The organism is Acinetobacter sp. AM, assembly GCF_003105055.1.
Taxonomy (GTDB): Bacteria; Pseudomonadota; Gammaproteobacteria; order Pseudomonadales; family Moraxellaceae; genus Acinetobacter; species Acinetobacter tibetensis.
Genome location: NZ_QETG01000044.1, coordinates 1 through 15491, shown reverse-complemented (window position 1 = coordinate 15491; position 15491 = coordinate 1). Strand labels below are relative to the sequence as shown.

12 protein-coding genes are annotated in these 15491 nt (G+C 34.2%); 10 read left to right on the top strand and 2 right to left on the bottom strand.

Annotation, left to right across the window (positions count from 1 at the left end; genetic code table 11):
* Nucleotides 1-42: 42 nt before the first annotated feature.
* The 7 genes from DCO44_RS16210 to pgi are packed head-to-tail and all read left to right on the top strand — an operon-like array spanning nt 43 to nt 7354.
* Nucleotides 43-984 carry a glycosyltransferase family 2 protein gene (locus DCO44_RS16210; protein ID WP_116763690.1) on the top strand — a complete coding sequence of 314 codons (942 nt, stop codon included), beginning with the start codon at nt 43-45 and terminating at the stop codon, nt 982-984.
* A 5-nt stretch (nt 985-989) separates the two neighbouring features.
* Nucleotides 990-2024, top strand: coding sequence for a glycosyltransferase family 4 protein (locus DCO44_RS16205; protein ID WP_116763688.1), 1035 nt, complete (start codon nt 990-992; stop codon nt 2022-2024).
* A gap of 4 nt (nt 2025-2028) precedes the next feature.
* Nucleotides 2029-2862, top strand: a complete 834-nt coding sequence (locus tag DCO44_RS16200) for a glycosyltransferase (protein ID WP_116763686.1) — start codon at nt 2029-2031, stop codon at nt 2860-2862.
* Between the two features lie 7 nt (nt 2863-2869).
* On the top strand, nt 2870-3490 hold the full coding sequence (locus DCO44_RS16195; protein WP_116763684.1) for a sugar transferase: 621 nt from the start codon (nt 2870-2872) through the stop codon (nt 3488-3490).
* 27 nt (nt 3491-3517) lie between these two features.
* Entirely contained in the window at nt 3518-4396 is an 879-nt protein-coding gene (galU, locus tag DCO44_RS16190) for a UTP--glucose-1-phosphate uridylyltransferase GalU (protein WP_116763682.1), read from the top strand.
* Between the two features lie 22 nt (nt 4397-4418).
* Complete coding sequence (locus tag DCO44_RS16185; protein ID WP_116763681.1) at nt 4419-5684, top strand: nucleotide sugar dehydrogenase; 1266 nt, start codon at nt 4419-4421, stop codon at nt 5682-5684.
* The gene (pgi, locus tag DCO44_RS16180) at nt 5681-7354 is read left to right on the top strand and encodes a glucose-6-phosphate isomerase (protein ID WP_116763679.1); all 1674 of its coding nucleotides are present in this window, start codon (nt 5681-5683) and stop codon (nt 7352-7354) included. Before DCO44_RS16185 ends, pgi begins: the two co-directional genes overlap by 4 nt.
* Nucleotides 7355-7564: 210 nt before the next feature.
* On the opposite strand, the gene DCO44_RS16175 is transcribed toward pgi, so the two are convergent.
* A complete protein-coding gene (locus tag DCO44_RS16175) occupies nt 7565-9748 on the bottom strand; it encodes a polysaccharide biosynthesis tyrosine autokinase (protein WP_116763677.1) in 2184 nt (727 codons plus the stop codon).
* Nucleotides 9749-10023: 275 nt separating this feature from the next.
* Nucleotides 10024-11130 carry a polysaccharide biosynthesis/export family protein gene (locus DCO44_RS16165; RefSeq protein WP_116763676.1) on the bottom strand — a complete coding sequence of 369 codons (1107 nt, stop codon included), beginning with the start codon at nt 11128-11130 and terminating at the stop codon, nt 10024-10026.
* A 506-nt stretch (nt 11131-11636) separates the two neighbouring features.
* Between DCO44_RS16165 and DCO44_RS16160 the strand changes: the two genes are divergently transcribed.
* From DCO44_RS16160 to DCO44_RS16150, 3 genes are all read left to right on the top strand, one after another.
* Nucleotides 11637-13154 (top strand): lipopolysaccharide biosynthesis protein, encoded by a 1518-nt coding sequence (locus DCO44_RS16160; protein ID WP_116763675.1) that lies wholly within the window; start codon nt 11637-11639, stop codon nt 13152-13154.
* 313 nt (nt 13155-13467) lie between these two features.
* Nucleotides 13468-14583, top strand: a complete 1116-nt coding sequence (locus DCO44_RS16155) for a glycosyltransferase (protein ID WP_171304995.1) — start codon at nt 13468-13470, stop codon at nt 14581-14583.
* Nucleotides 14570-15491 (top strand): EpsG family protein (locus DCO44_RS16150; RefSeq protein ID WP_133243166.1); only part of this gene is annotated, 922 nt, incomplete at its 3' end. The genes DCO44_RS16155 and DCO44_RS16150, both read left to right, overlap by 14 nt.

Here is a 15491-nt window from a genome sequence, read left to right as displayed (position 1 = left end):
CTTTAACTATTGCTTCTATTTTAGCTTTGAGTGGTAAAAAAAATGTCATCTAATTTACCTTTAATCAGTATTCTTATACCAGTTTACAATGTGGAAGCTTTTGTTCAGGAGGCTGTATTATCCATTTGTAATCAAACATATAAAAATATTGAAATTATTGTAGTTGATGATTGTTCGACTGATGGAACTTACAATGTAGTTGCTGAGTTAGTAAAGATTGATTCGAGAATTAAGCTTTTTAAAAATGAGAAAAATTCAAAAATTGTAAAAACATTAAATTTTGCTTTAGAACAAGCGAAAGGTGATTTTATTGCTAGAATGGATGGTGATGATGTTAGCGCTCCAGAAAGATTGGAAAAACAATTAGATTTTTTAATCAAAAATCCGCAATACTATTTAGTTGGTAGTCACGTAAATACTATAGATCCTAATAATATTATTATTGGCAAACAAGAAATGCCTATTAAAGATAAAATAATTAATAAAACAATTAAGTATGCTTCGCCAGTCCTTCATATTTGGTTAGCCAAGCGTAAAGTTTATAATCAGTTGAATGGCTATAGAGAAGTTCCTGGAGCTGAGGATTATGATTTCTTATTAAGAATGCACTCTTTAGGCTTACTTTTTACTAATTTGAATAGTTTTGAATATTCTGTACGTATTCGTGATGGTAATACGACCTCTACAATCGGTTTTAATCAAAGATTAATGTCAAATTATGTAGTTGAACTTTATGAAATGAGAGTCACCACAGGTCAAGATAATTTTACCTCACTTAATGTACAAGAATATTTAAACAAATACTCTGGATACAGAGAAAATTTTGATAAATCGAATATTCTTTTACAAAAAGCTTTTATGGCTAAAGGGCATAAAAAATTTTTTAAAATGTTTATATTTTTAATTATGTCAATTTGTAAGTCTAGATTTCAAACTCAATATTTGTATAAACGTATATTTTCTAAATTACTTTTAAAGGGATAATTTTCATGAAAGTTCTTTTTATAATTAACTCTTTAAAAAATAAATCTGGTTCTGAGCGTGTGGCTATTGAGTTAGCAAACAAGATGGCGGTAAGCTCTGATTATGATATTACTCTTTTGAATAGAGAGTCCGTTAAAAATAATACGGCTTATCCAGTTGCTGATAATGTAGATGTAATGGCTTTGACTGGTAACTTATTTCAGTTTTACAAAAAGCTTAAGATGCATATTTCTGCTTCTGCTTACGATATAGTAATTGTCCATAATATGGGGAAACTGTCACTTTTATGTGCTTTTGTTCCAAATATAAAGAAATTAGTGATTCTAGAACATGTTTCTTTTGTCAGTCGTCCTCAAAAAATACAAATTTTAAGTAAACTGCTATATCGAAAAATTGATCAAGTGGTAACGCTGACCCAAAATGATAAAGTTGAATTTGACCAGTTTCATTCTAATGTTTTTGTCATCCCTAATTTCTCCCCCTTTCCAGTTTACGAACATAGAAATAATGAGAGTAAAGAGATCGTAACGATTGGACGTTTAACTGATCAGAAAAACTATATTCACTTGTTAAAAGCTTGGAAAGAAATTTATAACTTAATTCCAGATTGGAAATTGAACATTTATGGTGAAGGGGAGCATTTACAGCGTTTAACTGATTATATTGAACAGAATTCGCTTCAAAACGTTTTTCTGAAGGGTGTTACTTCAAACGTACAAAAAGTTTACGAGCAGTCAGCTTTCTTTGTGATGTCCTCTAAGTATGAGGGACTGCCGATGGTACTCATCGAAGCACAGAGTTTTGGATTGCCAATAGTTTCGTATAATTGTCCTTATGGACCAAGTGATGTTATTTCATCAAATAAAAATGGCCTTTTGGTTGAAGATCAAAATGTCCAAAAGCTTGCTGATGCAATCTTGAAATTGGCATCATCCCCAGATTTATTACAGAAATTTTCGCAAAATTCTTTATTAAATGCCGCAAACTACCAACCTGAGCAAATATTGCAAATGTGGATTGATAAGGTATTTAAAGGATAAGTTTATGTTTTCAGCCTTAAGTTCTATTTACCATAAAGAAAATCCTGCTCATTTTGACGCATGTATGCAAAGTATCTGGGACAAACAAACACTTAAGCCGACCGAAATTATTTTGGTAGAAGATGGCCCTTTGACATCCGATTTAGACCGCATTATTGCAATGTGGAAAGCTAAATTAGGTGATGTGTTACAGATCATTAAATTGCCTGAAAACGTTGGCACAGGGAAGGCAAAAAACATCGGTTTACAAGCATGTAATTATGAAGTGGTCTGTATTGTTGATACAGATGATATTTACGTATCAGATCGATTCGAAAAACAAGTTAACTTTCTAGAACAGCATCAAGAGGTTGTCATTGTTGGCGGTCAAATTTTAGAGTTTGCAGAAGACATTTCGAACCCTTCAGGGAAACGCGAAGTGCCTTTAAGCAACGAAGACTTAATAAATTATGCTCAAAGACAAAGTCCATTTAATAATATGACGATTGCTTATCGTAAATCTAAAATTCTGGGCGTAGGCGGTTATCAACATCATTATTGGATGGAAGATTACAACTTGTTCTTAAGAGTTATTGCAAAAGGCTACCAAATTAGTAATTTGCCAGATGTGCTTGTTTATGCCCGAATAGATAACGGCATGCATGGACGTCGCAAAGGTTTCCAATATATTAAAAGTGAAAAACAGTTACTAGATTTAAAAAAACAACTAAAAATACAGTCACCGTTTTATGCTAATATGTACTTCATTGTACGGTCTACATTTAGACTTATGCCAGCGAATCTGCTAGGTAAAATTTATAATACGTTTCTACGTAAGAAAGTTGAAAAAACAGAGTAAGATAGCAATGAAAAGACTGGTTGATATCGTTATATCATTAATTGCACTAACATTATTGTCTCCAATTTTCCTCATTGTTAGTTATAAAGTACGAAAAAATTTGGGGTCACCAATCTTTTTTTGCCAAGAACGTCCTGGTAAAAATGGCAAACTTTTTAAAATGATTAAATTTCGCTCTATGAAAGATGCGTATGATCGGGATGGCAATTTACTGCCCGATGAAAAACGCATTACCCCATTTGGGCAAAAATTACGTTCAACTTCTTTAGATGAAATGCCACAACTCATTAATGTATTAAAGGGTGACATGAGCGTTGTCGGTCCACGACCAATGTTGAAAGACTTTGTAGAGCTTTATTCACCAGAACAAGCACGTCGCTTAGAAGTTCGACCGGGTATGACTGGGCTTGCACAAGTCAGTGGGCGTAATGAGTTAGATTATGAAGAACGATTTAAGTGTGATGTATGGTATGTCGATCACCATAACACCTTAGTCGATTTTAAAATTATGTTTAGAACGGTTGCAGTGATGGCAAAGCGTGAAGGGATTAATGCCCCTGGTCATGTTGGCCCCTCTTTATTTCAAGGTAACGCACCAAAAAAATCTGAAGATCAAGTTAAGTCTTAAATTTAGTAATGATTCGAGTTCAATTTCATGATTAAAAAAGCAATCTTACCTGTTGCTGGTTTAGGTACGCGTTTTTTACCTGCAAGTAAGTCAATTCCTAAAGAAATGGTCACGGTGGTTGACCGTCCTGCAATTGAATATGTGGTGCGTGAAGCGGTTCAAGCTGGGATTGAACAAATTATTTTAGTGACCCATGCATCTAAAGCACCGATCGAAAACTATTTCGACCGAAATTTTGAACTTGAAACAACATTGGCACAAAAAAATAAAACCGATCTTCTAAAAGAAATTACTGAAATGTTACCTGCGCACGTCAGTGTTGTAAGTGTACGCCAACCGCAACCGTTAGGTTTGGGTCATGCTGTGCTGTGTGCCAAGAGTATTATTGGTAATGATGATTTTGCAGTTTTATTGCCAGACGTTTTGGTCAAAGAAAAATCGGATCAAAATGATCTTGCCTGCATGATTCAGCGTTATGAAACTGCACAAGCTGCACAAATTATGGTTGAAGCAGTTCCTGATCACATGGTGGATCAATATGGTATTGTGGATGTAGCTAAATCTCCTGCAGAAGGTGAAAGTATTGCCATGCAGGGCATTGTAGAAAAACCTGCGGTTGGAACTGCGCCATCGAATTTATCTGTGGTGGGTCGTTATATTCTGCCTGCAAAAATTATGCAGCTCTTAGAGCAGACCCCCAAAGGGGCAGGCAATGAAATCCAGTTAACAGATGCGATTGCCATGTTGCAGACCACTGATGTTGTTGAAGCCTATCGCATGAAAGGGGAAACTTTTGACTGTGGAAGCAAACTTGGCTACTTAAAGGCAGTTTTACACTATGGCATTGCTCATCCAAAATTAGGACATGAATTTAAGCAGTTGATTGCCGAATTGAATGTCGAATAAAAATAAGCTTTGTAGGTGAATCATGAAAGTTGCGATATTAGGTGCGACACTGAATGCTGGTGTCATGGCAGTATTGTTATCCGAATATGGCAATCAAGTGTATTGGTGCAGTCATAAAAATAATGAGCATTCCCATCAGAAAAGGGTTCAGTATTTAGATGAAGATGTCAATTTTCGTCTTAATCGACAGCATAAACTTGGGCATCTTCTTTATTGTTCTGTCGTTGAACTTCCTTTAGATGTAGATGTTTATTTCTTTTGTTATAGCCCAACTGAGATTGGATTCGCGGTTCAGGCCCTTAAAGCATTGGCTATGAAACCGATTATTCATCCAAGATTGATGATCAATGCTGCAACTTTTGGATTAAATGGTACGAACAAGCTTAGTGAGATTTCGCCTCAAGATTATTGGGTTTATTTACCTGATGTGATTCAAGAAGGTAATGCCATCAATAGTGTACTTCATCTGAAGCAGATCATTGTGGGGGTGGAAGAAGAACAAGCTAAAACTTTGGTTGAAGAATTATTACGACCGATATTTAGTACAACTAATCAATATTTGTTCATGCCGATTCTAGATGCAGAATTTACTAAACTGAGTATTTCAGGCATGTTGGCGACTCGGATCAGTTATATCAATGATTTGGCAATGGTGGCTGAAAAATTAGGTATTGATATTGCCAATGTTAAACAGGGGATGGGGGCAGATACGCGAATAGGCTCGGCTTATTTAGCACCTGGAGCCGGTTTTGGTGGCGAAAATTTTTCTCACGATATTTTGACATTATCCAGTGAAGTTTCAAAAAGTGGTGCAAAAAGCCGTCTGTTGCAGCAAGTCTTGGAGATCAATGAGCAGCAAAAAGAAATTTTATTTCGTAAACTCTGGAATTATTACCATTCGGATTTAAAAAATAAAATTGTTGCAATTTGGGGAGCATCATTCAAAGAAAATACGTCAAGTATTCATAATTCCCCAATTCATGCCATGCTGAATGCACTCTGGGCACAAGGTGCAAAGGTTAAACTTCATGATCCACAAGCGCTGAAAGAAATATATCAACAGTATGGTCATCGTGAAGATTTAACTTTGTGTACAGATGCTTATGATGCAGTTCAAGGTGCGGATGCCTTATGTGTGATCACCGCATGGAAGCAATACTCTAGCCCTGATTATAAAAAACTACAGCAATTGATGCGTCATCCACTTATTCTAGATGGACGTAATATTTATGATCCTCTATATGTCAAAGCGCAGGGTTTTGCATATGAGGGAGTTGGTCGAATATGAGAGAAAATATCGAAAATTTTCCTAAGCAAGCATTTCCTTCTACTGAACAAAAACTACATCAGTTAGCGGAAGAAATGCAGTCGATTCATTTGAACCAGCTTTTTGCAGAACAAGCACAACGCTTTGAAAACTTCAGTCTGCGTTGTGAAGATTTACTTTTCGATTTTAGTAAGCACCGTGTCAATTTGCCTGTGATAAAGGCATTGTTCTTATTAGCAGAAGCAAAACAATTAAAAGCTTGGATCAGTCGGTTATTCTCCGTTGAGGCCATTAATTACACAGAGCAACGTGCAGCGATGCATTGGGCTTTGCGCTTGCCTCAAGATTCTGAAGTTTTCCCAGAATTATCTCAGCAAGTGCATGAACAATTAGATCGGATGTTTAATTTGGTCGAAAAAATTCATGCGGGGCAATATCGTGGCGTGACGGGTGAAGTCATTCAAGATGTGGTAAACATTGGGGTAGGTGGCTCAGATTTGGGTCCTTTGATGGTTTCTCATGCCTTATCTGATTTTAAAGTCCAAACAGCGAAACCCTTAAATGTACATTTTGTTTCGACGATGGATGGCAGCCAGCTTTCAGAGCTCTTGCATCAGCTAAGACCTGAAACCACCTTGTTTATTATTTCCTCCAAATCATTTGGAACGATTGATACCTTATCGAATGCGGAAACTGTGCGCCAATGGCTGGAGAAAAGTTTAGGGCAACGTGATTGTGTTCTAAAAAGTCATTTTATTGGCGTGTCGACTAAACCTGAAAAAATGACGGCTTGGGGGATTCATCCTGATCATCAGTTCTTATTATGGGACTGGGTCGGGGGGCGTTATTCACTTTGGTCTTGCATTGGATTACCCATTGCTTTGCAAATTGGGGTTGACGGCTTTAAAGCATTGTTGTCAGGTGCACATTTGGTGGATCAGCATTTTCAAAATGCACCGTTTGAGCAAAACATTCCTGTGCTAATGGGCTTATTGGGGGTGTGGAATACCAACTATCTGAATATGCAAACCCATGCCGTTCTGCCTTATGATGGTCGATTGAAATATTTTGCTGCGTATTTACAGCAACTTGAGATGGAATCTAACGGTAAGTCTTTACAACGTGATCATCAAAAAGTTGAATCCTCGACTTGCCCGATTGTGTGGGGAGAGGTGGGTCCGAATGCACAGCATGCGTTTTATCAGTTGTTACATCAAGGTACACATGCGGTGAGTTGCGATTTTATCGCACCCGTACAGCGTTATAATGCCAAGCAATTCACTTATGTGGAAAATGCCGAGGCTCTTATTGAGCAACATCATTTGGCACTATCCAACTGTTTGGCACAATCAAGATTACTGGCTTTTGGTAATCAAGCATTGTGTGAGAATGAGGTAGAAAATCTACCTGAATATAAAAAATATGAGGGAAATCAGCCAAGCACAACAATATTGGTGAATGAGTTGAATCCAAAAACTTTAGGTATGCTCATTGCACTCTATGAACATAAAGTGTTTGTGCAATCGGTGATTTGGAATATTAATCCCTTTGATCAATGGGGCGTGGAAAAAGGCAAAGAAATTGCCAATCAGTTATTGCCAGTACTGAATGGTCAGCAAACGGATATTGCACAGTTTGATGCTTCGACTCAGGGTTTACTGAAAGCTTTATTAGGCAATACGCATGACTAAAATTTTAGTCACAGGTAAAGTGGCTTAATTGATTCTCATATTGATTGAGGATCGTTTAATATTCTGCATAAATGAGCATTAGAAGAGGTTAGGGGGATGGAGGATCTATCCAACTTTATTCGATTATTATGTTGCACTTGATTTGATTATATAAGTGAGAAAGAACGAGCATGATACTCGTTCTTTCTATGAATGGATTTTGAAAATAAATTAAACTTTTTTCGAGCTCTTATAATCATAAGCATAGTTATAGCCATAATGTGAATCTACAGTACGTTGAATATCGTTGATGATAATCCCCGTAATTTTGGTATTGGCTTGTTCAAACCGATGAATAACAAGATCTAACTCTTTCATTTGGGTTTTTGCATAACGTGCAATCACAAGATTCACACCTGCATATTGTGAAATGATAATACTGTCGGTCACCGCCAAAATAGGTGGTGTATCGATAATAATATGATCGAATTGACCAGAGAGCTGTTCGAGTAGATTTTTAAAGCCCTCCATGCTTAATAACTCTGAAGGATTTGCTGGGCTTTCACCACATGTAATGAACGATAGATTTTCAACTTCTGTATGTTTGATAATCTTTTCAAGAGGCTGCTGACCTTTTAAAAAGTCTGCTAAACCTGCTTGATTATCTTGATTGAAATATTGGTGTAAATGTCCACGACGCAGGTTAGCATCAATCAACAATATACGCTTATTGGTTTGCGCTAGAATAACTGCGAGGTTAGTGGCAATAAAGGATTTACCTAGTTCTGGTGCTGGACTAGAAATCATAATTATATTGTTAGGTGCATGATTGAGCGCAAATTGAATAGCGGTACGCATGCTGCGTAAGCTTTCAATCGCAATATCATCACTATTTTTAACTGCAAGAATAGGAATATGTTTCTTCTTTTCAAGCAGTTTACTATGGCTTTCTTGTATAGGTGAATGCGGAACAGTTGCATACACAGGCAGATTTAATACATTTTCAATTTGAGCTGCATCTTTAATGCCTGTACGTAGCAAGTTGCGTAGAAAGGCTAAAAGTGTACCGAAGAAAGCACCTAAGAAAATAGATAAAACTAAAATCTGTAATTTTTTAGGTGAAATCGGTTTAATTGGTTTGATTGCAGTATCGACAATACGAACATTGCCAATTTCACCTGCTTTGGAAATACGCAGTTGTTGGTAAGAATTTAATAAGTTGGTATAGAGTTGTTGTTTAACTTCGACTTCACGGTACAACTGTAAATAGCGGCGTTGCAAGTCGGGTAATTGTTTAAGTGTTGTATTGAGTTCATTAATTTTATTGTTAATTGCTTCAAGTTGAGCATTAACTTGTTTCATTTCAGGGTGTGCTGCTGTGTACTTCTGTGCCAATTCAGCACGTGTTTGTTGTAGGGCGATTTTCTGAGTTTCAAGGTTAATACTTTGTGTAAGATAAAGCTCAGACTCTCTGGTAACATCAACCGTATTGTATTCTTCCCGGAATTTGTTAAATTCACGTTCTGCAACATCAAGTTGTTGTTTTAGCTCAGGTAGTTGCTCATCTAAGAACTTCAGTGTCTGTGCGGTTTCTGCAGAACGACGTTCAATATTTTGTTGGCTATATGAGACTAAAATGGCATTCAGTACTTTGATAATATGCTCTTTATCTGTGCCTTGATAGTTGAGTCCTAGAATACCAGTGAGCCTGCCTTTTTCTGCAACTGAGTAATTGGTGAGGATATTATCTATTGCGGCAGGTAAAGATTGTTTCTGAATGAGATAGGTATCATTGAGTTGATCTTGAGTGTGAATCGTAATATTCCACACGCCATCAGCAGTACGAATGCTATTCGGTTGATTGACCTTGGCTGTAAGCAAGACTTGCTCAGTTTTGGGATCTGTTAAACTGAATTGATGATCTGTGAAGCGAAGTTCAAGGCTTTGATCTTCGTAGTTTTCTGGGGCTTTAAATTGTGTTATTTCGAATGCTTTTTCGTTATCTTTAAACAGGACAGATTGAGTGCTGTACTGGGTTTTATAAATGTGTGGAGAGAGTAAACGGTCGAAAAATGAGTTTTCTGTGCCAGAGACTTGTAAGTCTAGGTTGAGATGTTGAATTACATTTCCGAGTACTAAGTGCGATTTTAGAATCTCGATTTCAGCTTGAGCCGGTGAGTTTTGATCTACCATGGATGATAAATCACCGAGTAAGGCAGCGGTACCAGCCCCTTTACTGTCTTCCACCTGAATTAAAGCGCTCACTGCATAAGTGTTAGGTGTAGCTCTTAAATAAAGCAGTGCACACCCCAAGCTAAAGATGGTGCATAACGCAATCAGTTTCCATTGAGCGATGAGTGAAAAAAATAGTTCTTTTAAATCACTTGTTTCTACTTTATTGGTATTTTGGCTCATAATTTTATTATCTATGGGTTAAATTTATTGTTTTCAGTCACTTATACAGGTTTGTATAAGTTGACCGGTGTCATCAAAAACGGCTCGTTCACGCTGGTAAGGATTGGAAATATTTTTACCTTATCAGGAACCCAAACGAAATATTTTTCCTTTGGGAAACGGCTATGCTTGTCCAATATGCAATTGAAGAAATTTCTGCTTGGAAACGTATTTTGCCATCGGACAAGGACAAATATTTCCAATACAGCCCATAATAAGAATATTTTGAATATGTATTAGTTAGTTCCCAATCGATCAATATTATACAAAGCATTAGAGAACGGTAAAATTTGGGTAATGATACGTTGCCAACGGGCTAAGCCTGTAGAGTCAACATAAACAATATCATTACTACGCATTCTAAATTGATTGGCTAAACCGAAATCACCAAGACTCATTAAATTCATATGATACAGTTCAGTTTGTTGCTGCTTCGGGTCACTACGGAGTACATAAATTCGTTTTGCACTTGCAGTATTTGAATCAATGCCTAGGCTTTCTCCCAGAACATCACTTAGGGTCATGCCTTGATCACGCATGGGCAAAGATTGATTCCTGCCAGATTCACCCATGACATAAATTTTCTGATCCTCTTTAGAATTTACATAGAGTGTATCATTGGGTTGGATAAGCAAATTATGTAATGAATAACCAGATTTTTCGAGTTGTATACTATTCAACTTGTAAGTTCGCCTTTGGCGTACCAACGTGATAGAGGTGTTATCGCCATATTGTGTATTAATCCCACCAGCCATACTAAGAGCGGTATAGACACTGACGGGCTGATCACTCAGAAAGAACTGCCCACCTCTCATTACATTGCCTTGGACTGAATAACGCTGGCCTTGATAAGACAAGACACGCGCAATCACATCAGGTGTTTTTAAATAACCAGAGAGTTGACTACGCAACTCTTGATTCACTTGAGGGAGTGATTTTCCAGCAGCTTTATAGCGCCCAATCATGGGAAATTGAATATAGCCGCTTTGATCAATTTGATAACCATTGGCTTGAACCGATTGTTCGCTGGAAACATTACTCGCTGCAGGTGTAATTTCAGGATAAGCCCACAAGTAAATGGATAGAATATCGCCTGGACTCAACTTGTATGAGAGTTGGGAGTGGCGAAATAAGCTAGAATAATCTTGTAGATCGTTGTTTGAAGTTTGATTTAAGTCACGTAAAGTATTTTGGTTGAGTTGAATGACATGCACTGTACTACCAAGTTCAGTTTGATAGACACCTTGTTCAGGTAAATTGTAAGTTTGAAGGCCTGGTGCTAGAGCACAACCGACAGTGCTGAGTGTGAACCCTAAAAGGCCAATATATTGTAGTAATTTCACTCTGTACCCCTATAAACTATTGTAAATTATAAATATATTTCAATCTTTGGGGAGTGATTGAGATTGTTTAATAAATATACTAATACATCAAATTATACAGTGCAATTATAATTTTTTACGATAGTGCAAGCGAACTACATTCCAAGAGTATAAACGTGGCATCAACATGACGTAGTATTTGTATATGTGATACAAGCAGGATATGATGAAAAAGGATTGAAATTCTCTAATCTACAATAATTACAGTATTGTATTTAGTGACAGCACTTTATTGATTGTATGATTTCTTTAATATAATTAAAAATACATTAGATAAAATGGTGTAAAATTTACTCAACCATCGATTAATTATGAATTCAATGCTGGTAAGGTCATATAAGGAATTCACAGGCAAGCATATTAAAATAAAAAAATTTTCGAAATCATAGGCCAGTTTATTTGGTTTTGCAAAAATTAAATAAAGCAATTTTTTATATGTTTGAATATTTAAAAGTTGATTTAAAATTATGTCTAAAAATAAAAAAATTTTAAATAATACATTGGCTTTGTATATTAGGCTTTTGGTTACGGTTGTTCTGAACTTATATTCAACTAGAATATTATTAAATAATCTTGGAGTAGAGGATTTTGGTCTTTATGGGACAATAGCAGGAGTTATTGCATTAATTTCATGTTTTCAGGCTGCATTATCAAATGCAACAAATCGGTTCTTAAATATAGAGATGGGGAAAGGTACTACACCTTATATTCAAAAAATATTTTCTACAGCATTTTTTCTACATATTTTAATTGCATTATTTTTTTGCATATTAATTGAAATTTTTGGTGCTTATATAATTGGTTCATTTGTTAAGTTACCTGCTGAAAAAATAAATATTTCCATGCAAGTTTTTCATTTATCAATAATATCGCTATTTATTTTGGTTATTACTATTCCATTTGAATCCATATTAATGGCGAAAGAGAAATTTGGAATATATGCTTTGATTTCTATACTTGATGTAACTTTGAAGTTACTATTGGCTTATGTTTTAATATTTTTTACTCATGATAAGCTTTTATATTATGCGTCAGGTTTTGTTTGTATAGTATTTTTGACAAGATTAACTTATGTAATTTATAGTCAATTAAATATTGTTGAAGCAAGGATTAAATTTTATATAGATAATGATTTTTTAAAAAAAATAATAAATTTTATTGGTTGGGAATTGTATTTAAATTTTTGTGTGGTTTTTAAAGTCGAGGGAATAATGCTCTTGATGAATAACTTTTTTGGTTTGATAGCAGTGGCAAGTATAAAGATAAGTTATCAAATTAATGCAGCTTTATATAGCTTATCTAGTAATCTATCGGTTGCTGTTAAACCTCAATTAATGCGTAGCTATGCTGATTATGATGTTGATAGAATGAATATGTTAACATTTTACTCGGCAAAATATTCTTATTATTTTATGTTGATATTTTGTGCTCCTATTATATTTAATATTGATTATATTCTAAAATTTTGGCTGGGATCTCCACCTGCTTATACTAAAGTCATTACTATTTTTGTACTAATTTCTAGTTTAATTGAGGTGATTTTTTATCCAATTGTTATGTTAATTCATGCTACTGGTAATTTGAAAAAATTTAGTATTTTAACTGGTACTCTTATTCTGTTATCCGTTCCATTGGTTTATGTCTTATTTAAATTTGGTTTTAATTATTATTATGCTTATATTATTTATGTCATTAATACTGCATTAGCATCATTTTTAAACTTATGGATAGTAAAAAAACTGATCACTGATTTTGATCTATCTCAATTTTTAAGGAATGTTTTAGTTAATATAATGATTACGACTGGTGCAATTATTTTAGCCCTCAAGGTGATAGCTGAATTTGTTGTTTTACGTGGTTTTGTTGGATTTTTGACCGTTTTTGTGTTAGAAACTTTAGTAGTAATTTCGCTAATATATGGTTTAGGTATCGAAAAAACGCATAAGAAATTGATTAAAAGTTATTTAAAATCAAAGATAAAGTGATATTTTAGTAGTAACGGATACTTAAATTGATAAGCTTAGATTCATTCTAGAGTTTTCTTGAATCGTTGATGTTTTAGCTGGTCGATTATTCGATAGAACATCATTTTTAATACTGGATAATAAGGATTTCTAATAAAAACTAGCATTAAATAGCTCGAATAAATATTGAACTGTTGTTGAATTTGAACATAAAGAGACTGGTTTTGCAGCTGCAATATAACAATAGCAAAATCCTGAATATATAAAACTCCTGTCAGGAATGCAAATCAGTTTAATACCGAAAATTTTAAAAATGTATGGGTAGGAATCTTTAGTGATTAGAGTTTTACATATAGTTGGTCAAATGGATCGTGCTGGTGCAGAAACTATGCTTATGAATCTATATCGTCATATTGATCGTACCCAAGTTCAATTTGACTTTATTAAATTTACGACTCAACAAGGTGATTATGATGATGAAATTCAAGAATTGGGTGGCAGAATTTTTCCAATTCTTGCCGAGAATCCAATTGAACGTATGTTTAAGCTAACCAGTTTTTTAAAGCAACATTCTGAATATCGAATTGTACATGCACATATGTTGCTAAGTAATGCTTTTCATCTGTTAGCAGCAAAAAGGGCTGGTATTCAGCATCGAATTTCACATTCGCATAATACGAGTAATGGTAAATTTGGAGTTCTAGCTTTTTTATATGAAAAATTTGCAGTATATTTAAATAAAAGATTATCAACAAAAAAAATAGCTTGTGGTAAAGAAGCAGCGGAATATTTATTTGGGACAACAGAAAATGTTTGGTTATTAAATAATGCTATTGATTTAAAATTATATAGACAAATAGCAGAAAAAAATAAAAATTATTGGAAAAGCATTAAACATGATATTCAAGGATTGAAAATTATTCAAGTTGGCCGGTTAAGTGAGGTAAAGAACCATAGATTTTCGTTAGAAATTGCTAGAAAATTAAAGGAGCAAGATATTTCTTTTACATTTTTGATTGTAGGTCAAGGTCCTTTAGAGAACCCTATTAGGCAAATGATACAAGATTACACTTTAGATAAAAATGTGTATTTATTAGGTATTAGAGATGATATACCAAACTTAATGGCTGGTGCTGATGTCATGTTAATGCCATCATTACATGAAGGATTTCCAGTGGTGTTGGTGGAAAGTCAAGCAATTGGTTTAAAGTCTATAATATCCTCTAAGATATCAAAAGAAGTTGATCTGGGTGTAAACTTAATTGATTTTAAAGACTTAAATAACATTGAAGGATGGATTAAAGCGTTTGAATATATAAATCCAGTAAGCAATCAGTTTGGTAGTGATATCGAAGTGCTTGCTAAGAGGGGGTTTGATATAAAACAAAAATCCGTCGAACTTTTAGCCCTGTATAATAATATGGATAGTATTTCTAATGATATTAATTGATAATACTGCTTTTTTAAATTTATACAATTTAATTTATTTTTGTACAGCCTGCTTGGTCTTGGCTTCTGCTTTATCTTCTGAAATTAAGAAGGATGTTTTACTACAGAATAAATTAGGTCAATATTTAGTTTTTTTACCTTTAATTTTTTTAATATTCCTTGTGGGTCTCAGGGAATATGATGTAGGAGCTGATACAGTTAGTTATTTTGATATACTTTGGAATGAAACATCTGAGTTGAATTTTAGTGATGGTATTTTATTCGGTTTAATTGCTTCGACTCTAAGATATTTTAATTTGGGTTATACTTATTTTCTTTTGTTAATATCCTTCTTATTTTATATAATTACTTACAAATCATTAAAGAACTATACTGAAAAATTCGAATCAAATCTTCTTATTACTTTCTTTGCATGCATTTCATTTTTCTTTTATTTAAGTATGAGTATTAATGTAATCAGGCAAGGTGTATCTTTAGCTTTTTTGTTACTTGCTTATTCTTTATGGCTTGGTAAGAAAAATAATATTATAATTTTATTGTGTATGTTTTTGTCATTAGCTTTTCATTTGACCTCAATTATACCAATTTTAATATTTATTTCTTCTGTTATCATGAGTAAAATTAGAACTTTTAATTTACTAATTCTTATCTATTTATTTTCTATAATTTTATCTTACTTTAATTATGGTTTTTTAAACTTTTCATCAGTATTTTTAGATTTTTTAGGTGACGATAGACATGCAGACTATTTTTCGGATGAAGTTTCTGATTACAGCATAGGCTTTAGGCCCCAGTTTGTAATATTTAATACTTTTTTTCTGCTTGTATCTCTGTATGTTAAAAATAAGTTAACTGATATTGATTTATCTTATCAATATACTATTTTTGTTTCTTATTATATTATTGCAA